The sequence below is a fragment of the Nocardia sp. JCM 34519.1 genome (assembly GCF_020361265.1).
Taxonomy (GTDB): domain Bacteria; phylum Actinomycetota; class Actinomycetes; order Mycobacteriales; family Mycobacteriaceae; genus Nocardia; species Nocardia arthritidis_A.
On the sequence record NZ_JAIRBR010000015.1, the window covers coordinates 1 to 23,965 of the forward strand.

At 67.6% G+C, this 23,965-nt stretch carries 27 protein-coding genes; 10 read left to right on the forward strand and 17 right to left on the reverse strand.

Annotation, left to right across the window (positions count from 1 at the left end):
* Positions 1-71: 71 nt before the first annotated feature.
* The 3 genes from LGY53_RS29635 to LGY53_RS29645 all read right to left on the reverse strand — a co-directional run bounded on the left by LGY53_RS29635 (position 72) and on the right by LGY53_RS29645 (position 998).
* Positions 72-347, reverse strand: a complete 276-nt coding sequence (locus LGY53_RS29635) for a hypothetical protein (RefSeq protein ID WP_225729978.1) — start codon at positions 345-347, stop codon at positions 72-74.
* Positions 348-527: a hypothetical protein gene (locus LGY53_RS29640; RefSeq protein WP_225729979.1), complete on the reverse strand. Its 180-nt coding sequence runs from the start codon at positions 525-527 to the stop codon at positions 348-350.
* Between the two features lie 114 nt (positions 528-641).
* Positions 642-998, reverse strand: a complete 357-nt coding sequence (locus LGY53_RS29645; RefSeq protein WP_225729980.1) for a DoxX family protein — start codon at positions 996-998, stop codon at positions 642-644.
* Between the two features lie 49 nt (positions 999-1,047).
* On the opposite strand from LGY53_RS29645, the gene LGY53_RS29650 reads away from it, so the two are divergent.
* Positions 1,048-1,455, forward strand: coding sequence for a helix-turn-helix domain-containing protein (locus LGY53_RS29650; protein ID WP_308103013.1), 408 nt, complete (start codon positions 1,048-1,050; stop codon positions 1,453-1,455).
* Between the two features lie 36 nt (positions 1,456-1,491).
* Here LGY53_RS29650 and LGY53_RS29655 read toward each other — a convergent pair whose 3' ends face one another.
* The 4 genes from LGY53_RS29655 to LGY53_RS29670 all read right to left on the reverse strand — a co-directional run bounded on the left by LGY53_RS29655 (position 1,492) and on the right by LGY53_RS29670 (position 4,049).
* Positions 1,492-2,256: an SDR family NAD(P)-dependent oxidoreductase gene (locus LGY53_RS29655; RefSeq protein WP_225729981.1), complete on the reverse strand. Its 765-nt coding sequence runs from the start codon at positions 2,254-2,256 to the stop codon at positions 1,492-1,494.
* 191 nt (positions 2,257-2,447) lie between these two features.
* Positions 2,448-3,203, reverse strand: a complete 756-nt coding sequence (locus tag LGY53_RS29660) for a phosphotransferase family protein (RefSeq protein WP_225729982.1) — start codon at positions 3,201-3,203, stop codon at positions 2,448-2,450.
* An 83-nt stretch (positions 3,204-3,286) separates the two neighbouring features.
* Positions 3,287-3,700 carry a VOC family protein gene (locus tag LGY53_RS29665; RefSeq protein WP_225729983.1) on the reverse strand — a complete coding sequence of 138 codons (414 nt, stop codon included), beginning with the start codon at positions 3,698-3,700 and terminating at the stop codon, positions 3,287-3,289.
* 43 nt (positions 3,701-3,743) lie between these two features.
* Positions 3,744-4,049: a hypothetical protein gene (locus LGY53_RS29670; protein ID WP_225729984.1), complete on the reverse strand. Its 306-nt coding sequence runs from the start codon at positions 4,047-4,049 to the stop codon at positions 3,744-3,746.
* A 330-nt stretch (positions 4,050-4,379) separates the two neighbouring features.
* On the opposite strand from LGY53_RS29670, the gene LGY53_RS29675 reads away from it, so the two are divergent.
* The gene (locus LGY53_RS29675; protein WP_225729985.1) at positions 4,380-5,489 is read left to right on the forward strand and encodes a hypothetical protein; all 1,110 of its coding nucleotides are present in this window, start codon (positions 4,380-4,382) and stop codon (positions 5,487-5,489) included.
* A gap of 84 nt (positions 5,490-5,573) precedes the next feature.
* On the opposite strand, the gene LGY53_RS29680 is transcribed toward LGY53_RS29675, so the two are convergent.
* The 4 genes from LGY53_RS29680 to LGY53_RS29695 form a co-directional block, all read right to left on the reverse strand.
* Entirely contained in the window at positions 5,574-6,674 is a 1,101-nt protein-coding gene (locus tag LGY53_RS29680) for a TfoX/Sxy family DNA transformation protein (protein WP_225729986.1), read from the reverse strand.
* Positions 6,675-6,742: 68 nt separating this feature from the next.
* Positions 6,743-7,564: an alpha/beta fold hydrolase gene (locus LGY53_RS29685; RefSeq protein ID WP_225729987.1), complete on the reverse strand. Its 822-nt coding sequence runs from the start codon at positions 7,562-7,564 to the stop codon at positions 6,743-6,745.
* A gap of 75 nt (positions 7,565-7,639) precedes the next feature.
* Positions 7,640-8,461, reverse strand: coding sequence for an alpha/beta fold hydrolase (locus LGY53_RS29690; RefSeq protein WP_225729988.1), 822 nt, complete (start codon positions 8,459-8,461; stop codon positions 7,640-7,642).
* Between the two features lie 93 nt (positions 8,462-8,554).
* On the reverse strand, positions 8,555-8,914 hold the full coding sequence (locus tag LGY53_RS29695) for a helix-turn-helix transcriptional regulator (RefSeq protein WP_167479385.1): 360 nt from the start codon (positions 8,912-8,914) through the stop codon (positions 8,555-8,557).
* Between the two features lie 82 nt (positions 8,915-8,996).
* Here LGY53_RS29695 and LGY53_RS29700 point away from each other — a divergent pair, with 82 nt between their 5' ends.
* Both LGY53_RS29700 and LGY53_RS44240 read left to right on the forward strand, forming a co-directional pair.
* The gene (locus tag LGY53_RS29700; protein ID WP_225729989.1) at positions 8,997-10,172 is read left to right on the forward strand and encodes an MFS transporter; all 1,176 of its coding nucleotides are present in this window, start codon (positions 8,997-8,999) and stop codon (positions 10,170-10,172) included.
* Between the two features lie 58 nt (positions 10,173-10,230).
* Positions 10,231-11,019, forward strand: a complete 789-nt coding sequence (locus LGY53_RS44240; protein WP_225729990.1) for a GNAT family N-acetyltransferase — start codon at positions 10,231-10,233, stop codon at positions 11,017-11,019.
* A gap of 6 nt (positions 11,020-11,025) precedes the next feature.
* Here LGY53_RS44240 and LGY53_RS29710 read toward each other — a convergent pair whose 3' ends face one another.
* The 4 genes from LGY53_RS29710 to LGY53_RS29725 form a co-directional block, all read right to left on the reverse strand.
* The gene (locus LGY53_RS29710) at positions 11,026-11,784 is read right to left on the reverse strand and encodes a hypothetical protein (protein ID WP_225729991.1); all 759 of its coding nucleotides are present in this window, start codon (positions 11,782-11,784) and stop codon (positions 11,026-11,028) included.
* A 136-nt stretch (positions 11,785-11,920) separates the two neighbouring features.
* Positions 11,921-12,523 carry a DUF308 domain-containing protein gene (locus LGY53_RS29715; RefSeq protein ID WP_225729992.1) on the reverse strand — a complete coding sequence of 201 codons (603 nt, stop codon included), beginning with the start codon at positions 12,521-12,523 and terminating at the stop codon, positions 11,921-11,923.
* 109 nt (positions 12,524-12,632) lie between these two features.
* Positions 12,633-13,931, reverse strand: coding sequence for a DUF2254 domain-containing protein (locus LGY53_RS29720; protein ID WP_225729993.1), 1,299 nt, complete (start codon positions 13,929-13,931; stop codon positions 12,633-12,635).
* Positions 13,932-14,020: 89 nt separating this feature from the next.
* The gene (locus LGY53_RS29725) at positions 14,021-15,022 is read right to left on the reverse strand and encodes an NADP-dependent oxidoreductase (RefSeq protein ID WP_225729994.1); all 1,002 of its coding nucleotides are present in this window, start codon (positions 15,020-15,022) and stop codon (positions 14,021-14,023) included.
* Positions 15,023-15,094: 72 nt separating this feature from the next.
* Between LGY53_RS29725 and LGY53_RS29730 the strand changes: the two genes are divergently transcribed.
* Positions 15,095-17,299, forward strand: a complete 2,205-nt coding sequence (locus LGY53_RS29730) for a BTAD domain-containing putative transcriptional regulator (RefSeq protein WP_225729995.1) — start codon at positions 15,095-15,097, stop codon at positions 17,297-17,299.
* A 95-nt stretch (positions 17,300-17,394) separates the two neighbouring features.
* The gene (locus LGY53_RS29735) at positions 17,395-17,961 is read left to right on the forward strand and encodes an acyl transferase (protein WP_225729996.1); all 567 of its coding nucleotides are present in this window, start codon (positions 17,395-17,397) and stop codon (positions 17,959-17,961) included.
* A 9-nt stretch (positions 17,962-17,970) separates the two neighbouring features.
* On the opposite strand, the gene LGY53_RS29740 is transcribed toward LGY53_RS29735, so the two are convergent.
* On the reverse strand, positions 17,971-18,813 hold the full coding sequence (locus LGY53_RS29740; protein WP_225729997.1) for a MerR family transcriptional regulator: 843 nt from the start codon (positions 18,811-18,813) through the stop codon (positions 17,971-17,973).
* A 124-nt stretch (positions 18,814-18,937) separates the two neighbouring features.
* Positions 18,938-19,819 (reverse strand): DUF2268 domain-containing protein, encoded by an 882-nt coding sequence (locus LGY53_RS29745; RefSeq protein WP_225729998.1) that lies wholly within the window; start codon positions 19,817-19,819, stop codon positions 18,938-18,940.
* 104 nt (positions 19,820-19,923) lie between these two features.
* Between LGY53_RS29745 and LGY53_RS29750 the strand changes: the two genes are divergently transcribed.
* The 4 genes from LGY53_RS29750 (at position 19,924) to LGY53_RS29765 (ending at position 23,864) form a co-directional block, all read left to right on the forward strand.
* Entirely contained in the window at positions 19,924-20,172 is a 249-nt protein-coding gene (locus LGY53_RS29750) for a hypothetical protein (RefSeq protein WP_225729999.1), read from the forward strand.
* The gene (locus LGY53_RS29755; protein ID WP_225730000.1) at positions 20,169-20,624 is read left to right on the forward strand and encodes a MarR family transcriptional regulator; all 456 of its coding nucleotides are present in this window, start codon (positions 20,169-20,171) and stop codon (positions 20,622-20,624) included. The genes LGY53_RS29750 and LGY53_RS29755 overlap by 4 nt, the downstream gene beginning before the upstream one ends.
* 154 nt (positions 20,625-20,778) lie before the next feature.
* Positions 20,779-21,168 carry a hypothetical protein gene (locus tag LGY53_RS29760; protein WP_225730001.1) on the forward strand — a complete coding sequence of 130 codons (390 nt, stop codon included), beginning with the start codon at positions 20,779-20,781 and terminating at the stop codon, positions 21,166-21,168.
* Positions 21,168-23,864, forward strand: coding sequence for a DUF4132 domain-containing protein (locus tag LGY53_RS29765; protein ID WP_225730002.1), 2,697 nt, complete (start codon positions 21,168-21,170; stop codon positions 23,862-23,864). The genes LGY53_RS29760 and LGY53_RS29765 overlap by 1 nt, the downstream gene beginning before the upstream one ends.
* Positions 23,865-23,965: the final 101 nt, after the last annotated feature.

Consider the following 23,965-nt stretch of genomic DNA (forward strand, 5'->3'; position numbering starts at 1 on the left):
GATCAACGAACCGCCCAAGGAGAACATCATCACAGAATTCATAGCCTGAACGGTCTCATCCGGTTTGACAGCTACCGCGGAACCGACACCCCGGCCTCCGCGACTCGCGCGTCGGTGATCAGGCCGACGGCCGCCAATGCTCGCTGATCCCAGATCAGCTCCTCTCGCACGTCGTCTTGCATATCGGCCATCGCGTGCGCGAGCGTGCAGCGTTGCAGCGGATCGCCTTGCTCGCCACCGATCTCGTCCCAGATCTCCGCGAACCGGCGGCGCGCGGCCTCCCGCTCGCCACCGTGGCCGAGCCGCACGACCTCGCCGATCCGGATGATTATCGGATCCGTGATCATTCAGGATTCCTTCCCGGCGCCATCGCCCAACCGCCGCACCCGACGATAGGAGCCGACCGGCCACCACAACAACCCGACGATATCGTTTGTGGCCCTGCCAATTCCTGCGGTCGCCGCATCGGTCGCTGTGGCGCCGAGCGCGGTCATCCACGTGAGCCGGGCGGCGGTCGCGGCGCGCATATGCACGAACTCTGATACCAGGGTGGGTGCCTCGGTGCCGCTCTTTCACGAGATATCGTCGGCCGCAACCTGTTTCAGCAGCATAGAACCGGCGGCCGAGGTAGGAACTCGAGCTCACGCGGCGAGAACATCGAGCACAAGCACGACCGACGTCGCGATCGAGATCGCGAGGAAGACCAAGGCTCCCAGCATATTTCGGTCGCCGGTGCGAATGTGGGCGACGACTGCGCCACAGAAGTAGAGCACCAGTCCGGTTGCGGCGGCGACCGCGAAGGGTGGGAACCAGATGCCCCAGACGAGACCGGCCGCCGCGGCGATCTGCAGGGATCCGAGCGCGGTGAGCTGGGGCGTGGTGAGGTGGACCGCTTCGGCGAATCGGAGGATCCACGCTGGGCGAACGAACTTCATCGCGCCGGACTGGAGCATTGCCGCAGCGAGTAGGACGGACAGGATCAGGGTTGCGATGTGCATGGTGGGAACGTTAGGAACCCGATAGGTACCTTTTGGTAACCTTCGAGCCGTGAGCCCTCCTGCCGGAATGATGTTCATGTCCGACTGCCCTGCACGCACGGCGATCGAGGTCATCGCGAACAAATGGTCCGTGGTCACCCTGTACGCGCTCGCGGATGGGCCCAAGCGACACAGTGAGCTTGTTGCTTTGTCGGGCGGGATCTCCCGGAAGGTGCTGACCCAGACCCTGCGTCGCCTGCAGAGCAACGGACTGATCGATCGACAGCGGTACGCCGAAGTGCCCCCACGAGTGGAATACAGCCTGACCTCGCTCGGCCGCACACTCCAGGAGCCGATAGCGATGCTGACGCGGTGGGCGCAAGAGCACGGAGAAGCGCTTGTCGACTTCCAGGAATCGACGATTTCGAACGAGGCACACCAGATTCCGGACAGCCAACTCATGAACAAGGGCTGTTGATCGAACCGCCTTCATAGACACGGCATTTCGGTGCGGTCAGGTGCCGAGGAAGCGGTCGCCGTCGACGACTATGCGTTGGCCGGTGATGAAACCCGCGTCTTCGGAGGCGAAGAAGCTGACGGCGTGGGCGACGTCGGCGGGGACGCCCATTCGGTTCGCGGGGACCTGCGCGAGGTAGGCGGCGCGGACCGGGGCGGGGACGGTGGCGTGGCGTTCGACGGGGATGAAGCCGGGTGCGACCGTGTTGACCGTTATGCCGTGGGGTGCGAGTTCCCTTGCCCAGCTGAGCGTCAGGCCGATCTGTGCGTTCTTGGCCGTGGCGTATGCCGATCGGCCCGGAGGTGGGCGGTGGGCCACCTCGGAGTCGATTTGGATGATCCGGCCGAAGCCGCGGGCGCGCATGCCGGGAATTACGGCCCGGCCCAACAGGATCGGGCTCTTGACGAAGAAGTCCAACTGCCGGAGGTGGTCGGCCCAGGTCACGTCGAGCAGCGGCGCCTCGGGCTGTGGGCCGGTCGCGTTGAGCACCAATACATCCGGCGGCCCGAATGTTTCGGCGGTGGTGGACACGAGTTCGTCGACAGCCCGCTCGTCGGTGATGTCGGCGCATATCGCCGCGGCGACACCACCCGCATCACCGATCTCCCGCACGACCTCGTGCACCCGCGCGTCGCCGGGTAATCCGTTGACCACCAAGGCGAATCCGTCGGCTGCGAGACGCCGGGCGATCGCGCTGCCCAGCCCGCGCGAGCTGCCGGTCACCAGAGCGACCCGCCGCGAGCTATCCGGATGTTCGCTCATTCGGCGAGTACTCCCCTGTTCTCGCCTGGCCGGGTTCGGCCGATCATCGGGATGGCAAGTGCCGCTGGATCTTTGTTGATCGCGAACATGGGTCTCCTCCGGAATCGCCGCGATGACAACCGATGCAACAATGCCGGTACCCGGGTTCGTTCCAATGGTCCGGTGCGCGGACCTGGACGAGCTTGCGAGCGTCAGCCTCGCATCGCTTGGGCTCTCAGCACGTCCACCTCGCAGCCCGGCAGGGTCGGGTCGAAGCCGTGCTCGACCAGCCAGCGGACACCCCGCAGGCTCCGCAACGACCACCACGCGCGGACGATGTCCAGGTCGACGTCCATACCGTACCCGGCGACGACGTCGTCGAGGCGCTCCGGATGCCCCAGCGTCAAGGTGGCGAGATCGTACAGCGCATCGCCGGGGCCCGCCTCCGACCAGTCGAGTACGCCGGTGACCTCGTCACCGGCGACGAATACGTGGGCGACCTGCAGGTCGCCGTGCGCGAACACCGGTGTCCACGGCCGCAGCGCGGCCTCGGCGGCCCGGCGGTTACGGGTGACCACGTCGGCGGGCAGAACATCATTCGCGATGAGCCACGCGCATTCGGCGTCGAGTTCCGCTGCGACCCCGTCGAGGTCGCGACCGGGCCACGGCGGCAGCGGCGCGTCGTGCAGCATCCGTATGGCGGCGCCCGCCGCGACCCACGCCGCCGACGACGCGGTCGACGGCCGGCCCAGGCGGCCGAGCGCCGTTCCGCGGAGGGCGGCGAGCGCGAGCACGGGCGGCTTGCGCCACAGGACCTCCGGCGTCGGAATCGGCGCCAATGCCATCGCGTCGACCTCGACATCGGCGTGTGCCTGATCGACGTCGATCTTCAGGAACATCTCGCCCACGCGCAAGGTCGCGCGCTCCTGATGGGCCACAACGACTTCGATTCCCGCCACGCCGGCCATTATCGCGAGGATGATCTCCGACGTCGCCGGATTTTTCGCGTGGCGGGGCAGCCCGCATCCGAGCCTCTGTGCCGAGGTGACGGCTACTTCCGGACAACCAGCTCCAGGGCGATGTTGTCCGGGTCCCGGAACTCCAGAATGTAACTGACGCCGATATCTTTGATCTCCTCGTGCGCGACCCCGCACGCATCGAGATGCGCGGCGGCCGCTTCCAACTCGGCCAGTGAACCCAGCGGGAACGCGAGATGGTCGAGCCCGACCCGATTTTCGTCGAAGCGGTCGGTCCCCACCGGCCGCAGCCCGATCAGACCGTGTTCCATCCGATAGATCACCCCACCGTAGAGGAATCCGAGCCGCCGCTTCGTCTCCTCATCGGCGCCGGCCGGAACCTCCAGCGCCACAGGCCATCCGAACACCTTCTCGTAGAAGGCCCGCGACCGCCCGATATCGCATACGGTAAGCCGCACATGGGCAATGGATTCCACGGAAATCGACATGCCACCGATGCTTGCACAGCATTGCCCTACCGGCAGGTTGACCTCACGGCGACCCGTCGGCGACCTTTGTCACAGTACGCGAAAAAGGCTGTGAGCCATCCGCTCCGCCACCGAGGCCGAGATCGGACCCGCATCCGGCCCAGCGCTGTAGTAGCGCAGAAAAGCTGGTGGAAGCAGCCACCGTCGAGTAGCACCGCCACGGTTCCAAGTCTGCGTCAGCGCCGATCCGGCCGAGTCCCTGTTCGGCGCGCAGGTATTCGGCGATCCGGGCGATGACGTGTCCCGGCCCGCCACCGTATTTGCGCATGGCGCCGCGGTGCGCCGCCATGCGGGCCTGTTCGGCGAGCAACCCGCCAAACAGCGTTAGCGCCCGCTGATAGAAGGCGGTAGCGACGCGGGCGATGGCGGCCAGGTTCGCTACCTACTCACTCGCCGCCGATCCGTCGACAGTCCACCACCATGTCAACGTCGCGAATTGAGCAGCGGCCATACACAATTCACCTACCCAATCCACTCGGCACCGTCACGCACGACGGTTGAAGAACCGCGACGAACTCCGCGGCCGAGTACAGTGCGGCGAGCTGGGAGCGGCAACCAACCGCCACCCTGCTGGTCCAGACAAAGCCGGGTCGAGGCGGGCTCCTGCGTTCGCGGCGCCCAAATGATGTGGAGGACAAAGATGACCGAAGAATGGCGCGGTGTCGTGAACGCCATTCTCTATGTGGTTCAGTTCGATGAACTCGGCCCGGAGGAGGTGAGTCGCGTATCACGCAACTTGCTCACAAAACCCTTCTTCGATCTCACGCCCGATCAGGAGTACCGCGCGCTGCTCGAAGCTCTCGAGTCGGGCGCAGAGCTCAATGCGACGATAGGCACGAGGCACAGCGAGGCCGAGATTCGAGATTTCCTCAACCGGATCGTTGCCGAACTCGACGACATGCGACCATGGCCCGAACCGCAATTCCAAGAACTGCCGATGACTCGATGGCCCGAATTCGCCGGCCGCGCACCTTTCGCACAAGTCGATGTGTCGTGGCCGGAGATCGAGACGAAATTACGCCTGATATTCAACAAATCCGATAGTGACGGGCGCGAATGTCTTCCGGTTCGGATGCGATCGGGAGTCGAAGTCGGTTTCATCTGGCCGGGATGGCCGGGGAGTTCGGCTACTGCGGTCGTCGCCCTGAAGACCGATCTGCCAGCACACCGGATCGTCGACGAGATCATCCAGGCAACGCTGCTCGAACCAAGCGATATCACCGTCCTCGGGCCCACAAGTACCGTGCCCAGGGGCTCAGTAGCCCGGTACCAGACGACACCGATACGCCCCGAATTCGTCGGTGAGGAAGTGCCGGGCAATCGAGTATGGCGTAACACTCACGTCAAATACTTGAATGCAACCGAACGACAGGCGTACAAGCTCACCATCCGCGATGGCCTGCTATACGACAGCACCGGCCGCCTCCTCGACACCTCGACGGCCAGTACGCTGTGGACCCCACAAGGCGGCCGGGCCATTTTCGTGATGGACGAGAACGGCGACCTGTATTCCGCACCGCAACACATCGCGGGGGTATTCCATCACTCCAGCTTCCTCGCGGGCGCGCCAGCAGCGGGAGCAGGCGAAATCCGGGTCAGCAATGGCCATTTGGATCTTATCTCCGATCACAGCACCCACTATCGGCCCACGCGCGAGTTAACGCGCCAGGTCGTCGAACACCTACGTGAGAACGGCGTGCACATCGATGACAGCCAGGTCGAATATCACGCCCCGCCGGATGCGGTCTGAACCCTCGCCCTGGGCGCTTCCGTTCGAATAATCCGATGGGCCTGCGTTCACCCGCCGTCGACCGACAGAGCCGTGGGATTCAGGTCAGGTCGGATCGCTGCCGCTGCGGCCGACATGACCAGACAATTCCTCGCGGCGGTCGAGGGCTCGCAGTTCGGTGAGTAATTGGCGGCGGCGGGCGGGTGATATTGCGGCGCGGTCGATTCCGGTGATGACGGCGTCCATCGCCCACAGCATGCGTAGGTCGAGGCCGCGGACCTGGGCGGCGCGCATGCGGCGGTAGGCTTCGACCGCGCCGACTTCCCGGAGTTCGGACACGAAGTTGATGCCGACGGGCCCGAGCTTGAGGCCCGCGGCCTCGTTCAGGTCGGTCCAGTAGCGGGTGCGGCCGCGAATCCGCAAGTGCTGTCCACGGATTCGGGCGGATTCCGCCCAGATCGCGCAGCGCAGGCCGTCCGGGTCGGCTGGTGCGCCGTCCGGGCGGTCCAGTACCTGGCGGCGCGCCCGTGCGGCGACGCCGACCATCTGATGGAAGTGCCGGAAGATCTGCACCTCACCGTCGTAGCCGTGCCGCCACGGGCCGAGGTAGCGGTGGTCGGAGGTGCGCTGCGCGGTGTTCATGCGGGCGACGTCGACCGCCCAGTCGCGGCACTCGTCCGGGTCGATCGGCGCGAGCACGATCATCCCGCTGCGGCGGCTGGTGGTGCCGCGCTCGGCCCGCCACCGCCAGGCGGGGCGGTTTGCCCAATAGTCTTGGGACAGACCGAAACTGCGCCACCGCACCGTCCCCTCGGACGGCCCGCGCAGCGGCAGCCGGTGCCGCAGCTCCCGTGCCGCCGACGCGGTGAGGTTGCCGAACCAGTTGGGCAGCAACACGATCGGGTCGGCCGGGTCCGCGTCGAACGGGGTCGGCGCGAGGAACGGCTGATCGATCACCACCAGGGTGCCCGGCCGCGCCTGGTACGACAGCCCCCAGAGCAGCCGGGCCAGCAGCTGTGCGCCCCGGTCGTCGGAGAGCACATGCCAGGTGTTGTGAAAACGGTTGGTACTGAATCGGATTGCGGTGCCGGGGCGCAGCGAGATGACGGTGTGGTCCCGGCGGTCGAGTCGCATCGTTCGGCGATGCACCTCGAGCCCGTCCCCCACCGCATATCGCGTCCCCGGCCGCTGCGGCTTCACTTTCATAGGTGTTCCATGACGCCACAGAATCCGCCGCCGCTCAACCGAATTTCACCCGGCCGTACGAAGATTCGTCACCGGCCGGCGAGCACCTCCCGCAACCGGTCGCCGAACTCGACCGGATCGGATACGAATCCGGTGTGGTCCCCGGGAAATATGGTCGGCTCGATGCCGAGTGCCGCGGCGAGTGCACGAGTGCTGCGGTCGCAGAGCTGCCCCGCCGACTGCTCACCGATCGCGGCGATGATCCGCACGGATCCGGTGCGCAACGCGTCGAGATCCGGCGCCCACGCGGTGGTCGCGCGCATTTCGTGCGCGAACCAGTATGCCTCGGAGGCGAGTTGCGTCAGGTCGCGGTCGCCGCCGAAAAGCTCCCGCAGCACCGGTTCCGGCATGGGGATATTCGCGTTGGCCATGAACTGCCGCCAGGCCCCGAGCGTGTCGCCGGACCGGTGGGTGGCGATCATTTCCTCTGTCCGAGAACGTAATTCGACGCGATCGTCGAGCAACTCGACGATCGGCGGTTCGTGCGCGATGACGGTGTGCACCAGATCCGGGCGCGCCTGCGACAGTGCCAGTGCGGTGACGGCGCCGCCGCTGCTGCCGAACACCACCGCGGGGCCCGCGCCGAGTTCGGTGAGCAGCCGGGCCAGGTCGTCGGCGCGCAGTTCGGGGGTCGAGTCCTGGTCCGGATCGTAGAGGACGCTGCCCGCGTGGCCGCGCGGATCGGTGGTGAGTACGGTGTGATCGGTGGCGAGCAAATCGGCGAGCGGCGCGAACGCCGCCGCCGCCATCGGCGCGCCGACCAGCGCGATCGGGGTTCCGGCGCCGCGCACCTCGTAGCGCAGGCTGGCGCCGGGCACCGTCAGGGTGCGTCCGGTGACGACTGAATCCATGCGTCCTCCTTGGGAACGGGTGTTCTCAGGAACAGACCGCCGCCGCCGCGCGAATTCATCGGTCTCGGCGCGTATTCAGCTCAGCACCGCGCGCAACCGTTTGGCGAAGGCCTCCGCGTCCTCCATGAAGCCGCCGTGCCCGCCGGGGAACAGGGCCGGTTCGATCCCGAGTCCGGCGGCCAATGCCCGCGATGCGCGGTCGCACAGCTGGCCCGCTGAGGTCTCGCCGATGCCGATCACCAGGCGGGTCGGAACATTGCGCAGCGCTTCGATATTCGGCAGGAAGTGAGTGGTCCCCAGCATCTCGTGGCGGAAGAAGTAGGCCTCCTCGGCCAACTGCGCCGGATCGCGGCCCGGGCCGTATATCTGGTCGATCATCTCCTCGGAGACCGGAATCTCGGTGAACGCCATGAACTTTCGTCCGGCGGCGAGCGTGTCGCCCGCGTCGTAGGTGGCCAGGATGTCCTCGACGGCGGCAATGCGTCCCGCGCGGTCGTCGAGCAATTCCACGAGGGGCGGCTCGTGTGCGACGGCGGTGGTCACCAGGTCCGGATTTTCCTGCACCAGGGCGAGCACGCTGCTCGCGCCGCCGCTGGAGCCGAATGCGATGGCGGGGCCGCGGTCGATGTGGACGATGAGCCGGGCCAGATCGTCGCCGCGCAGTTCGGGGGTCGAGTCCTGGGCCGGATCGTCGAGCACGGTGCCGCCGTGACCGCGCGGATCGGTGGTGAGCACGGTGTGGTCGGTGGCGAGCGTCTCGGCCAGCGGCGCGAACGGCGCCGCCGTCATGGGCGATCCGGCCAGCACGATCAGTGGTCCGGTGCCGCGCAGTTCGTAGTACAGGTTTGCGCCGGGAACCGCGAGGGTTCCGGTGCCGACGGGGATGGATTCGGTCATCGGGGAGCTCTCCTAGTGACGGCGGTGTCACCAGTCTGGACGGTGTGAGCGCCCGATAGTCATCGTTCGCGGCAAGTTCGCGCCGAATTCGTGCTACGCCCGCTGCGCGGCCCATTCCGCCACGACGGCGCGGCCCTGGGGAATCGCCAGGTCCAGTAGTCCCGGGAATTCGGCGTCGAGGTCGGCGCGGCGCAGTCGGTTCATCCGGCGGGTGCCCTCGTCGCGTTGCGCGATGACGCCCGCCTCGCGCAGCACTCGGAAGTGATTGCTCTGGGTCGACTTGCTGACGGGGAGTTCGAAGACACGGCAGGCCAATTCGGCGTCGTCGTCGAGTTCGGCCAGTCGCGCGACGATCGCCAGGCGCACCGGATCGCTCAATGCGGCGAGTACCTCGGTGAACCGGAGGTCCGCGCGGGCGGGGTGGACGAGTTCGGTGGCGGTGCGGCTGGCCATACCCCCAGAATAACTCATGTTCCGATTTCCCGAACATGTGCTATGTTCAGGAAATCCGAACATGAAATCTTGGGGAGCCAACATGTCACACGCCGGATGGCGGTTCTGGTCCATCGCATACACCCTGCTGATCCTCCTCGCGGGCACGAATATCCCGACCCCGCTATATCGCGGCTACGCAAGGGAATTCGGCTTCTCACCGCTGGTGCTCACGCTGATCTTCGCCGCCTATGTCGGCGCGCTCATCCCCTCGCTGGTGCTGTGCGGTCCGCTCTCCGACGCGATCGGCCGCCGCCGAGTGCTGCTGCCCGCGCTGGCGCTGGCCGCGCTCGGATCCGTACTTTTCGCGCTGGCCACCAGTACCGGCTGGCTGTTCGCGGCGCGCATCCTGCAGGGCATCGCGGTGGGTGCGGCCTCGGGGCCGCTCAGCGCGGCACTGGTCGAATTCGAGCCCACGGGCGATCATCGCAAAGCCGCGCTCGTCTCCACCGCCGTATCCATCAGCGGCATCAGCGTCGGTCCGGTGTTGGGTGGCGCGCTGGCCCAATATGCCCCGGCCCCATACGTTTTGCCGTTCGTCGTCGAGGTCGGGTTGCTGCTGCCCGCCACCGTCGCCGTGCTGACTCTTCCGGCGGCCACCCACACCACCCCGTGGCGTCCGCGCCGCCCCGAACTGCCCGCCGAACTCCGGCCCGTCTTCGCGACCAGCGGCGTGGCCAGCTTCCTCGCCTTCGCCGTGGTCGGGCTCTTCCTCACCCTGGTACCGACCTATGTGGCGAATCTGTCCGGCAGTGGCAACCTACTGCTCGGCAGCGCCGCTGCGGCACTGATGGGCGCCAGTTCCACCATCGCCCAGCTGATCGGCTACGGCAGACCCGCCCGCGCCCTCGAACTCCTCGGACTGCCGATGTTGGCCACCGGCCTTGCGCTGCTTGCGATTTCGGGTAGCGTCCGATCGCTGCCGGTACTGCTGGCGGCCACCGTCATCGCGGGCATCGGGCAGGGCCTCGCCTTCCTCGGCGGGCTCACCGCCGTGAATCGGGCCGCCCCCGGCGACCGCCGCGCCGAGGTGCTGTCCAGCTTCTTCGTCGCCTGCTACTGCGGCACCGGCGGCCCCGTCATAGGGATGGGCCTGCTCGCCACCGCCATCCCCCTGTCCACCGCCGTCCAATACGGCGCAGGGGTCGTAGCCCTGGCCTGCGTCATCCTCTTGCTGGCGCTGGCCCGCACTCACCGTCGCACCCCCGTCAACGCCTGATCGTCATCGAATCCGTTGTGCAGCACCGAATTCCCGGGCCGAGTCGGTGGCGACCGCGGTGATCGTCACCGAATGGGCCGTCACGATCACGCTGCTGCCGACCGGTATCGCCGGATTCGCCCTGCCGCGCAACGGATGTCGCGTGGTCGTCCCGACTATGCCCAAACCGACGCACCCGCCCGCTTCAGCCGATCGCGGACTACTGGGACGGCACTCGGCTGCGTTCGTCACATGCCCGGGGCCCGGCAACCACATATCGAACAAGCGACTCGCCTCCGCGCGAATCTTCAGCCAGCGCGAGCAGATGCTCGGTCCTGAGCCGGGACGAAAGTCCACGAAGCGCGAGTATGCGATGGTTGTCGGCGTGCAATCGTTCACGTTGACCGCGATGACCCCCGAGGACGCTCGAATCATCCGATTGTGGAGTTATGAACCGCCGTACGAGATCTACGGCATGGATGACGATTCCAGCGAGGCGGAACTGCTGAATACGCGCAGTCCGCATTACGCGGTCCGCGCCGGGGACGCGGATCCCGTGGGGTTCTTCGCATTCGGTACGGCGGCGCTGCCGTGGAGCACCGCGCCGGATCTGTACGGAGCCGATGGGGAGGTCTCGATCGGGCTGGGTATGCGGCCGGATGCCACCGGCCGCGGCGCCGGGCTCGCATTCCTGCGGTCCGGACTGGAATTCGCCCGGGAAGCATTCCGGCCCAGCTATTTCCGGCTCTTCGTCTACGGCTGGAACGAGCGCGCCATCCGGGTGTACGAGCGGGCCGGGTTCCGGCGGGTCGGCAATTATGCGCAACCGGATGGCGACGAGTTCTGGGAGATGCGCCTGACCGAGTGACCGTGATCAGCTCAGGTCCGCGACCTCGAGGTGGATCTGCCGTCCGACCTCCAATTCCACCAGGAATCCGGAGATATCCGCGGACGATTCGACGGCATAGAACGCCGCCACCGCGACCTCCCCCACCCGCAACCGATTGCCGCCGAACCCGCGCCGTCCGAGGATGATCGGCTGCGCCCGTTCGAATGTCGGCTCCGCCGCATGCTCGGACAGCGGTGATCCGACGAGGTCGGTGCGGGTGCCGGGCACGAACCGCACGGAAACGATCTGATCGAAGCTCGGCCTGCGCGCGATCCGGTGCGCGAGATACAGCCGCCCGCCCCGGCCGAAACACAGGTGGGTCGGCGCGCGCCCGACCCCGCACGGATCGAGTTCGGCGAAGTACACCACGGTCCGCACGGTCGCGGTGACCTCCCGCGCGATCGGGATGCCGCCGCGTTCGGCGCGCCCGCGCACCAGCGTGCCGCGGAAGCGGGTGCGCGGCCGGGCGGCGCGCGGATCGAGTTCGGCGACCGGGAAATACTCGGGTTCGAAGGTGTGCGGGCCGTCGTATCCGATGCGCCGGTCGGTGCCGAGCGCGCGGCGGCCGCGCTCGTCCAGCTCGATGTCGAGCAGCGTCTGATAGTTGTGCGGCGACTCGAAGGTCGGCCGGTTCGCCAAATAGCAGTCCACGCCGGTTCCGAACACCGTCATGCCGCGCGCGCCGCACCGGGGCGGCTCCGCGGCCCGGATGCCGCCGCGTGGGTGGGTGTCCAGGCTGTTCATCTGCCCAGAATGCGCCGAATGCACCGATCGTCCACGAGTGTCGCGCTACTCGATTCGGCGTGTCCCGCTACTCGGCACGCGATGCCGAAAGCGACCCGCGCGTCGGCGGATTCACCGGCATCGAGTGCCGGGGCGGTCATCGTTGCGCGGTGCGCCAGCGCAGCAGCGCGGGCCCCGGTAGGTGGATGCCGTCGGCGCGCACCGCGGTGACCGCCAGCAATTCCAGCGCGCCGATCGCGATCATCCCGAGCCCGGCCACCACGCCGAGCGCGACCAGCGAATTCACCTCGAGCAGGATCACCACGATGCCGAGTGCGATGGTGAACAGGCCGAACAGTTCCTGTTTCCCGGCGTGCGGCAGGTCATCGGTCCAGGCGGCGGCGGTCGCGTGCGCGATACCGCGGGTGATCCAGGCGAGCCCGAGCCAGACGTCCAGCAGCAGCACCGAATTCACATCGAGCAGCGTGAGTACCGCCATGGCCACCGCCAGCGCGCCGCTCAGGAACAGCTCCAGCCGCAGCGGCCAGGCGAACCGGGCCGCGAAGGCGACGGTGAGCTGGGTCATTCCGCTCAGCAGCAGATAAAGTCCGCACAGCAGTTCGGCGATGCCGACCGTCTTCTGCGGCCACACCCCGAGCATCACACCGAGGACCACCGAGCAGATCCCCGTCACCAGAATCGTCTGCCGCACGCCCTCGCCCAACACCGGCGCGCGCTGTTGCTCCTCGTCCGCGGGCATAGCTATATGGTATGGCCCGCCACTGTGGATAGCCTGTGATTTGCTGCGCAGTATGCCAACTCACACGGCGTGCCGCATCGCATCATCGGCCGCGCGTCGGCGCTTGCAGTCAGCTCGCGGCCTCGGCGATGGTCGGGCCGCCGAGGCCCTGCCAGTCCGGTTCGGCGGCGATGGCGCGGTCCAGCGCGGTGCGGAACGCGGCGGGGACATCGGCGTCGAGTGCGGCCAGCCGCTGTTCGACCGGCGGCCTGCGCTGCGGCGGGCACAGTCGCAGCAGGTCCGTGTACAGCGCGCGCAGCCGCCGGGTGACCTGCAGCGAATCCGCGCCGTAGTAACGGATTTCGTCGACCGCGAGCGAGAGGTAGTCGATCCAGTCGGAGTTGCGCAGCCGCAGCCGCTCGACCCCGGCGCGGTCGCGGTAGCGGCGCACGCCGAGGTCACGCCCGGACAGTTCGACCAGCAGCGCGCCGATGTGATCGAGGGCCTGCACCGCCGTGGTCGGATCGTTGACCGCGGGCGAGAGCGCCTTGAGCGCGATATCCACCATCACGCGCAGCGCGAACGCCGGATCGGCGTCCACCACCCGCTCGATGCCGAATACCACGTGCCTGCGCAGCTTTCGCTCGTCGACACCGTTACCGTGGATGGCGAACAGCGCCGCGCCGGGCAGCACGAAATCGCCGATCGCGGGCACCAGGGTGATGCGGCAGGCCGCGGCGGCGGCCAGCGCGGTGACCGGTCCGGTGTCGATGCCGAGCAGCACCCCGCCGGTGCCCGCGTAGCGGATCACCCGGTCCGGGGACTCCGGGTCCGGATCCGGAACATGGTGTGCGTCAAAGGGCTCCGGATGCACCTCGGCGGCGGTGCGGGCACCGGTGCGCGCCATGTACTCCAGCGATTTCACCAACCGCAGGAAGTTCACCACCCTGGTCAGCAGCGCGAAGAACAGTCCGACGCTGGCCAGCGCGAGCCCGATCGCGACGATCGAGGACAGCACCGGTTCGTAATCCTCCACCCTGGTGCCGAGCCGCACCGAGATCAGCAGCGTGTAGGTGAAGGTCGCCATGAAGGTGCCGAGCGCGGCGCCGACCACCCAGTCCTGGGTCAGCCGCGGCGACAGCCGCGCCGACATCGATCCGGTGCCGAACTGGATGACCAGCAACACCACGCTGAAGACGAATCCGGAGAAGGTGATGGTGCCCGAGGCCACCGACGACAGCACCGTCGCCATCACCCCGGCATCGAAGGTGCCCGCGACCGGCACCCGCCGCAGCTCTTCGGCCAGCGCACGATCCACCGCGGGCACCGCCCATGCCAGCAGCAATGCCGCGGCGACTATTGCCGCCGGCAGTCGCCAGACCCGGCGCTGCCGGTAGGTCCAGCGCACCCGGCTGAATGGGTTGAGCATATGCGCCACCACCGATCGCTGGGAGATTGCCAGTTATTGCCGACCTTAGCGGGGCGCGTCGATCCGGCCGGTGTCCGACGCCGATCGATTCACAGGCGAACCAGCATCTTTCCGATATTCGCGCCACGCAGCATGCCGAGGAATGCGTCCGAGGCGTTCTCGATCCCGTCGACGACCGTCTCCGCGCCGCGCAGGCTGCCGTCGGCCACCCAGCGCGCGGCCCGCGCGGTGTAGGCGGGCTGGCGGTCGAGGTATTCGGTGACCAGAACGCCTTGGAGGGTCAGGTGTTTGGTGACCACGTTGTACAGGTTGCGCGGACCGGGCATCGGAGTGTTGTAGCCGCTGATCATGCCGACGAGCGCCGCGCGGCCACGCATCGTCAGCGCGTCGAGGGCGGCCTCCAGGTGGTCGCCGCCGACGTTGTCGATGTAGACGTCGATGCCGTGCGGTGCGGCGGCGCGCAGTTGGTCGCCGATCGCGCCCGCCCGGTAGTCGAGGCCGATATCGAAGCCGAAGGTGTCGGTCAGGGCGCGCGCCTTGTCCGGTCCGCCCGCCGAACCGATCACCGTCGCCGCGCCGAACTTGCGCGCCAGTTGCCCCGCGACGCTGCCGACCGCGCCCGCCGCACCGGAAACGAACACCACGTCACCGGCGCGCACCCGGGCGAATTCGGTGACGGCGAGGTAGGCGGTGAATCCGGTTTGGCCGAGCACGCCCAGGTGGTCCTGCGGGCGGTCGAGCGAAATATCAAGGGCGGTCACCGTTTCCGCGTCCAGCAGGGCGTACTCCCGCCAGCCCGCGAAATGCGCGACCGTCGCGCCGACCGGGATATCGGCGCGGGAGGCGACGACCTCGCCGATCGCGTGCCCGTCCAGCGGTGCGCCGATCGCGAACGGGGCGATATAGGAATCGCCGTCGTCCATCCGGCCCCGCATGTACGGGTCCACCGACATCCAGGTGTTGCGGACCAGCACCTGTCCGGGACCCGGCTCGGGCACCTCGGTCTTCGCCAACTCGAAGGTGGCCGGCCCCGGCATGCCCTGCGGCCGCTCGGCCAGCCTGATCTCGCGGCTCTCATAGGTTTTCGTCATGTCGATACCGTGCCGGGGCCCGCTTCGGGTTCCCTTCGGGTTCGCCGTCGTCGCTGGAAGTAAGCTGATGCGATGCGTTTCGGAGTGCTCGGCTCGTTGGCCGTATGGACCGATGACGGCAGGCCGGTGCCGATTCCGGACGCGAAGGTGCGGGCGCTGCTCGCCGCACTGCTGATCGCGGCGGGGCGGCCGGTTCCGCCGGATCGGCTCATCGAGGATCTGTGGGCGGCCCGGCTGCCCCGGAACCCGTTGGCCACGTTGCAGTCCCGGGTGTCGCAGCTGCGGCGCACGCTGGGCGCCGCCGAACCGGGCGGCCGGGACCTCGTGCGGTGGGAGCCCGCCGGATACCGGCTGGTTATTTCTCCGAATTCGTTGGACGCCAACCGTTTTCGCTCGATGGTAGCCGAAGCGATGGATACCGGCGATGCGGCGCTGCGGGTGCGACTGCTCTCGGACGCGCTCGGCCTGTGGCGCGGCCCCGCATACGCCGAGTACGCCGACGCCGATTTCGCCCGCGCGGCGGCGACCCGGCTGGACGAGGAACAGATCACCGCCGTGGAGCAGCACGTACAGGCGCTCCTGGACATCGGCGAAAACCCGGCGCTGGCAAGCGAACTCGCCGACCTGGTGGCCAGGCACCCGCTGTGCGAGCGCCTGCACGCCGCACATCTGCGCGCCCTCTACCGGGCCGGTAGGCAGAGCGAGGCACTCGCCGCGTACGCCGCACTGCGCACGCGGCTGGCCGAGGAACTCGGCATCGATCCGGGTCCGGAGCTGGCGGCGCTGTACGAGGCGATCCTCAAACAGGATCCGGCGTTGCAGGCGAAAGTCACCGCGCCAGTGGCGATCGGCGCTTCGAGTAAGCCGCCCGTCTCCGGAAACCTGCCCGCGGCGGTCACCTCGTTGATCGGGCGGGCCGACGCGGTGACAGAGGCGCGTACGGCACTGGGCGACGCCCGGCTGGTGACGCTGACCGGCCCGGGCGGAGTCGGCAAGTCGGTGCTCGCGATCGAGACGGCACGCGGGCTCGAAACCCGCTTCCCGGGCGGCATTTGGTACGCCGACCTCTTGAACCTCACCGGCGACGCCGGTCCGGAGGAGATTCGCGCACTTGTCACCCGCGGTGAAACACGTCCAGCCACAGCCGATTCGAGCCCAACGCGTACGCCGGTCGACCCTTTGGCCGCCTTCGCTGGGACACTTCCGTCCGATGGCGATCCCGTGCCTAGGCGCGCCACGGATCTGGCTGCGGCCCGCACCTTGTCCGGTGAAACCTACTCGGCTCCACGCGATCCGGGGACCGTCAGCACCGTTGATCCGGCTCGCGCGCCGGTCGCTCGCGTCGGAACAGCTACGGTCGATCCGGAGCCCACGAGTACCGCAGATCCAGCGTCGGCATGCGCGCTGCTCGGAGTGGGTGAAACCCCTTCGAATACAGTCGATTCGGAGCTCACGAGCGCCACAGATCCGGCGGCTCGCACCCTGCCCCGGCTCGGTGGAGAATTGTCGGTCGCAGGTCATTCATCTTCGAACAAGACCGGTGAGCAGCTGCTGGTGCTCGACAACTGCGATCATGTCGTCGATTCGGCCGCGGAGGTCGTCGAGTCGCTGTTGCGGGTGGCGCCGGGGCTGCGGGTGCTGGTGACCGGTCGGGAACCGCTCGCGGTTTCGGGTGAGCGGGTGCTGCGGGTAGCGCCGCTGACCGTGCCGTCCGAGGGGACGGGTGGCCTGGAATCGTCCACTGCGATAGCGCTTTTCGTCGAGCGTGCGACGGCGGCGGCGCCCGGGTTCCGGCTGGTTTCGGACAATGCCGCCGCTGTCGCCGCTATCGTCCGCCGCCTCGACGGGATCCCGGTCGCGTTGGAGCTGGCCGCAATTCGGGTGCGCAGTCTCGGCGTCACTGCGCTGGCCGCCCGGCTCGACGACCCGTTCGCCGTGCTGACCGGTGGCCGCGGCGGTCCGGCCCGGCATCGCTCGCTTCGGTCATTGCTCGACTCCGACTGGGAGCGGCTATCGTCGGCCGAGCAAATCCTGTTGTCTCGCTTGGCCGCTCACGACGGCGCGGTTGCTCTCGACGCCATCGCCGATGTCGACGCGCTCGCCCGTCTGGTCGATCGCTCGCTCGTCACGATGACCGAACATCCGGACGGACCCCGCTACCACCTGCGCACGGCCGTCCGCGTCTACGCCTTGGAAAAGTTGCGTGCGGCAGGCGAATCCGAGAAGCGCGGGCTCACCCCGGTACCGTCCGGCGGCGACGCGCAGGCCGTCGCCTGACGATCCCGCGGTTAACGATCCGCGCCCGCGACGCGACATCAGGGCAACGCGATCAAACCCCGGACAGCAGCCGGGTTTCGAGCCGAGGACGACCCATGCGCATCTGCACCCGCACCACTGCCCCGCTGTCCTGGCGGAGCACGGTGACAGCTCTCGGCGTCCTCGCGTGTGCGGCCGCGATCGGCGGCTGTTCGTCCGCCCAGACGACCATCCGGCCGCCGTCGACGACGGTCGTCACCTCATCCGCTCCGTCGAACACCGTTACCACACAGGAGTCCGCGCAGCCGCCGACGGTGATACCGCAATCGCCGACGGCCGCCCCGCAGCCACCGGCTCCGGAAACCCCGCCGCAACCCGCCCCGAACCCCCATCCCTCGTCAGGGACGTCGTTCCCCGGCGAGGGCCTCACCCCCCAGCAGGCAGCGGACCTGCAGAAATCCGTCGACAGCGGGCATCAGCCGTGGCGGCTGGACCGGGTCGCCGTCGCAAAGGCCTTCGTACAGGGCCGATTCGGCTGGTTCGACGTCCAGACCAGCACCGGCGCACCGGTGGTCGTCTTCGTCACCAACCGCGACGGCAGCAGGGTCGCATTGCACCTGATCCAGCCGGCCACGCACGGCGACCATGGCATCTGGGAAGTGGACAGCGGTGTCTGGAGCTGAAATCCCCTGCTACATCCGGGTTTTCGCGTATTCGTGCAACGCGTCGCGGACGAAGGCCGCCGCACCGTCGTAGGTGGCGGCGAACCGCGGATCGTCGACGTACATATCGGCCAGGCCGCGCACCATCTGGATGGACCGGTCCCGGTCGCCCTCGGCGGTCGGTGTGCCGGGGATCTCGGTCAGCCACGCGACATGCCGGGCGGCCTGCGATTGCGCGGGTTCCGCTGTCGCCGGGACGCCGTCGCGCCACAGGTCGATCCATGCGGCGACCAGCTCGTCGGTCGCACGTTTCCAAGCCCGCTGCTGTTCCAGGGTTTTGTCGTGCCACCAGTCGTTGGCGGCCTGGAACGCCGCCGCACCCCATCGCGCGACAACCTCGTCCCGGTATCGGTCGTTGAAGCCTTCCAGCATCACATCCATGCACGGGTCTATCCCGGCCTGCCGGGATTCCAGCGTGTGCCGGACGGCGCGGATCCGCTGGTCCAGCAGGTCTCGTTCGGCTTCGAGGTCGTCGATGTGCGCCCGGAGCGCACCGAGTTCGTCGGCCTCCTCGTCCAGGACCCGAGCGATGGTGGGCAGGCCGAGTCCGAGCCGCCGCATGAGCAGGATGCGCTGCAGGCGGGCGACCGCGTCCGGTCCGTAATACCGGTAGCCGTTCGTCCCGATCCTCGACGGTGACAGCAACCCGATCCGGTCGTAGTGCCGCAGCGTCCGGCCGGTGATACCGGCCCGCGCCGCGAGCTCGTTGACCAGCCACTCCATCGTCGTCTCCTGCGTCATACCACCCGGTGCCTCGCCCCGGAGCAAGCGTTCCGGGCTCGTGGTGACGAGTCCGCTTGCCGTGGCGATCACACAGCTACCTTACTGAGTCGAGTTCGACCAGGTGACTTCGACCGAGAAGCCGATTGTTACCGCCCGGAACACGTGTCGGGCCGACCACACTGAATTCCCTTGCGCGCGGCCGGATCTCGGGTGATCAACGCCCCAGCGCGGTGGCGATGATCTCCGCGCTGTCGGCGTGCAACGCCTGCGCCGCGGTCTGTCCCGTGGCCGCCAGATAGGTGTCGACCAGTCTGTTGCCGACGGCGTATCCGGCGCCGGTCGGCAGGCCTACCGGGGTGATGCCGACGTATTCGGCGATGGCGTCGCCGTGCACCCAGGCCGTGAAGTTGTGCATGCCGGTCAGCCCCAGTTCGGGCACCACCTTGTCGAATACCGCGTCGTCGGTCAGGTGTGGCACGCCGATGCGGGTGTAGCCGAGTTCGTCGCCGAAGAGCTGGCGGGCGAACGCGTCGGCCAGTCCTTCCGAAACCACATGCTCACCAAGTGTGACGGTCATCGGGTTCCACACCACGCCACCGGGACCGAAGCGCAGGTTGTGGTGCAGTTCGTGTACGGCGGTCGCCTCGATCCGCGCCACGTTCTCCGGATACGGCCACAGCGTGATGGTGATCTGGCCGGAGATGCCGCCGAATGCGCTCATGCCGAGGCTCGGACCCATCAGGTTGGTGTCGTCCGGGTCACCGAGCACGAGCAGCACGGTGATATCCGGCGCGGTGAATCCGGGGTTGGCCGCCAACAAGGTGGTCAGCGCGTCGTCGAGGGCGTGTCGCATTCGATTCCAGATATCGCCTGCGGCCATCGTCTCCAGTGCGGCGAGGCACTGGTCCTCGGCGCGGTCCAACGGGAATCCGGCCGTCTGCCGGTGCATATCGACCAGATCGACGTCGCCGGGCTGATAGCGGTACATCCCTCTGATGGGTTCGAGCATCGCCCGCAGCAGGGAGGCGCGCGCCGCGGGCGCGGCCCGCAGGATCCGCGTCATCTCGGTGTAGGTGTCGAGGACGGTGATTGTCATGTCGGCGGACACTAAACATTGACGTAGCGACAACGTCAAAACCTTTTGGTCGCCAGGCTGTCCCGGCATGGCCTGTCAGGGCGTTTCCGCCCATGTGTGCGAGCATGCCTCTCGTGGCCGGTGCGGTCATCGCCCAGTGCTCGAATCCGTTGGGTGAGAATGCCGTTCGATTCCCAATCCGCGGGCAGTTCGCCGAGCGCGATGGTGCGGCCCGGCAGCCGGACCACCGCATCGAGGCGTTCGGCGCCGCGGGCGGCGAGAATCAGCTCACCGATCCCGAAGTGCTGCGCGAGTTCGATGGTCGCAGTCCCCCTGGTGCGGTGCCGGTCCCGGCGGTGACGACCACCGCGTGATCGGCGCGGGACCGGGATCGGCCGCCGACAGCAGGTGCCCGTTTCGGGCGATACGGCGCAGCGGCCGGTCCGCCGCGAAAGTCGTGCTGCCCTCGGCGCTGGCCGAGTACGGTCTCACCGCTCCGCAATACGCGGTACTCGCCATGCTGGCCGAGCACCCCGGGATGTCGAATGCCGAACTCGCCCGCCGAAACTTCGTCGCCGCGCCGACGATGCTGCGGATTCTGCACGCACTCAGTCATGCGGGTTTCATCGACCGCGCCGAACCTTCCCCGGAACAGCGCGCCCGCGGCAACGTACTGACCGGCCTCGGCAAACGGCGACTGGCCGCCGCCGCGGCGGCGGTGCAGGAGTTGGAGAGCCTGCTGCTCGCCCAGGCCGAACCCGATCGCGCCCGGATCATGGAGTGGTTGCGCACCTGCGCCGAAAAACTCGGCGATGCTTCGTGCTGATCCGCAAGCTGGCAGGTTCAAAGCCATCGAATACGTTGCGCGAGCGTGGATTGTAATTCGACGATCACGAGATGCCGTCGCTGGCAACACTTCTCGAGGTTGGGAAATGCGGCTTCTCAGGTTCTGTCGGTGCTCGTGGCTAGGGTCGGCTGTCATGGTAGAGGTGAAGGTCGTCGACGAGACGACGACCGGAAATCGTGACTATGCTTGGACATTCGAGGTTGCCGAGGAGCGGTTGCCGCTGCGGGAGGTGATTCGGCGGCGGGTGTACGAGGAAGTCGCCGAGTACAACGCCGCGGCAGCGGGCGGTGTCTTTCGTGGTCTGGTTCGGCCGGCACATGCCGACGTGGTAGGCGACGGATTTCGCATTACTACCGATATCGACCCGGAACGCCAGTACGACGCGGTCCTGAAGGCGTTCGCGCGCAACGGTTTGGTGGTGCTGGTCGGCGATCGACAGATCGAGGAACTCGACGAGATGGTCGCGCTGCCCACCGGCGTGGAAATCACGTTCCTTCGGCTCATAGCTCTGGTGGGTGGCTGATGTCGAGCTCCGAGTACGCCACCGCGGCGCGCGCGGCCGTCGCCGCCGACGACATGGACGCCTTCTTCGACGCGTATATGCGCGCATACGAGGCGAATGCCGACCGATCCCAAATGGAGGTCTGGTCCGAGATATTGGACCTCGTGGGGCATCTTCCGACCGAGGCGTCCGAACGATTGGCTCGCGTCTGCGCGGCCGCGATCGTCGGCGCTTCCGAGCATCCGCGACACGGCATCGGTGTTCTGGAATTGGCCGTCGCCCGCAATCTTTCCGAACCCATGGTGGCGATGCGCGCCGCCATCGCCGCGGACGATATGGCTGCCCTGTCCGACGCGATGATGCGGGCATACGAGACGACCGCCAAAGACGTGCTGCTCTGGTCGAGCGCGCTGGACGTAGTCCAGGGCCTGCCGGACGAGACTGTCGAACGGTTGGCCGACACGTGTGCGGCCGCTTTTCCCGCCGTTTCCGAGCGCGCTCGCTACGGCATCCTGGTTCTGGTGTCGACCATAGCTCCTACTTTGCCGATACTCGTCGAAGAACGGCGGGGGGCGCTGGAAACCCTGTCGAACCAGTTCGGCCGTTCGATCCTGTGGTCGTTCGATCCGGTTCTGGCGCAAGCGGAATTGACATCCGGCCGCGCGCTGAGTCCCGAGGTTGTCGCGGTGTTTCGCCGTGCTGCCTGCGAAAGTTACCCGTCCGCCCGTGTCGTCGACGTCGCCCGGCAATGCCCCGAACCCGTGCTGAACGTGGGTGAGCAATGGGCGGACCGAGCACTCGAGCTGGCGCGGTCGTCGCCCGGCTGGCACGACCTGTTGGCCTTCGCGACCACCGCCACGATGTCGGGGCCGAACGCGAAGTGGATCGAAACCGGACGAGTTCTGCTGACGAAGGTGGAGTCCTTCGAGGAGAAGGTGCTGCTCCTGCTGGAACTGGTGGGTCGGCCGAGGACACTGCCGCTGGTGGACGGTTTGCTGGTCGAGCCGGAACCGCTCAACAGCCTCTACGACCCGTTCAACGCGAATGCTGTGCGCGGGCTGCTCTGGTTGCTGACGCTGCGGTCGCCGCGGCCGACAACTGCCCGTGTTGTCGGTGGCCTGGTGGAGACGTCGTTGCGCAGGCTCACCGGTGTGGGCCCGCGCAACCCGAAGGTGGCGAACGCCGGCGTCTACGCTCTCAGCGGACTCGCCGGCGATGCGGCGCTGGCCGAGCTGGGCCGACTGGCCGCGACGGTGACTTATAAGGGCACATTGAAGCTGATCAACGCCGCGCTCGACACAAAGGCACGCGCGCTCGGGCTGACCCGCGCCGATATCGAGGAGATGGCCGTGCCCACCTACGGCCTGACGCCGGTGGGCCACGCGGAGTTCGTCTTCGGCGACGCGTCGGCGACACTGACCGTGGACGGCACCGGGGCGGCGCTGCGCTGGTTTGCGGGCAAACCGGTGAAAAGTGTTCCGGCCGCGGTGAAACGCGATCACGCCGCGGAATTGCGGGAACTCACGGCGACGGTCAAGGACATCGGCAAGATGCTCACCGCCCAAGTCCAACGGCTGGACCGCCAATTCCTGGCCCGACGCATCTGGGATTACCCCGCATGGCGGGAGCGTTACCTGGACCATCCGCTGGTGGGTACGATCGCCCGCCGTCTGTTGTGGACAGTCGACGGGGTCACCTGCGGCTACGCGGACGGCGCGCTGCGCGACCTGGCCGACCACCCGATCAGCGGTGCGGTCGTGGAGCTGTGGCATCCGCTCGGCCGCTCGTCGGAGGAGATCGGAGCATGGCGGGATTGGTTGGAACGCAAGGATATTCGCCAACCGTTCAAACAGGCCCATCGCGAAGTGTATGTGCTGACCGACGCGGAGCGCCGCACCGGCGACTATTCGAATCGCTTCGCGGGGCACATCCTGCGCCAACATCAATTCCACGCGCTGGCAGCGGTCCGGGGATGGCGCAACAGGCTACTGCTGGATGCCGACGACTCGGTGCCACCACCGACCCGCGAGCTGCCGCAGTGGGGATTGCGGGCGGAATATTGGGTCGAGGGCGATCGCGACGATCGGGGCGCCGACACCACGGAGTCCGGTAGCTACCTGTACCTATGCACCGACCAGGTGCGGTTCTACCCGATCGACGCCCCGGAAAACCGGGCCAACAGCGGTTTCCGTGGCGGCTTCAGCAGCGACTCGGGCGGGCCCGCCGCGCCACTGCCGCTATCGGACGTGCCCGAACTGGTATTCAGTGAAGTGCTGCGCGATGTGGACCTGTTCGTCGGTGTGGCGAGCGTCGGCAACGACCCGACATGGCAGGACGGCGGCCCCCGCGGCAGGTTCGCCGGCTACTGGTCCGACTACAGTTTCGGCGAACTGAGCCAAACCGCGCAGACCAGGCGGGATCTGTTGATCAGGCTGCTCCCCCGGCTCGCCATCGGCCACCAGTGCACAGTGGACGGCAGATTCCTGAGCGTGCGAGGCAGCAGACACACGTATCGGATCCACCTGGGCTCGGGCAACGTCCTGATCGCACCGGAGAACCGCTACCTGTGCATCGTCCCGTCGCGACGCCCCGCCACGCCGGATTCGTTCCTGCCGTTCGACGGCGACCTGACGCTGTCGGTGATCCTCAGCAAAGCGCTGCTGCTGGCCAACGACACAAAGATCACCGACCCGACAATCCTGAGCCAACTCTCGTGACCGCAAACCTGGCCGGGCATGATCTGGGAGCCAACGCGGTGCACACGAATCCAAGGGCGCGCAGGTCGGGTACGCACGCCCGGGGATCCGGTGGCGGCGGG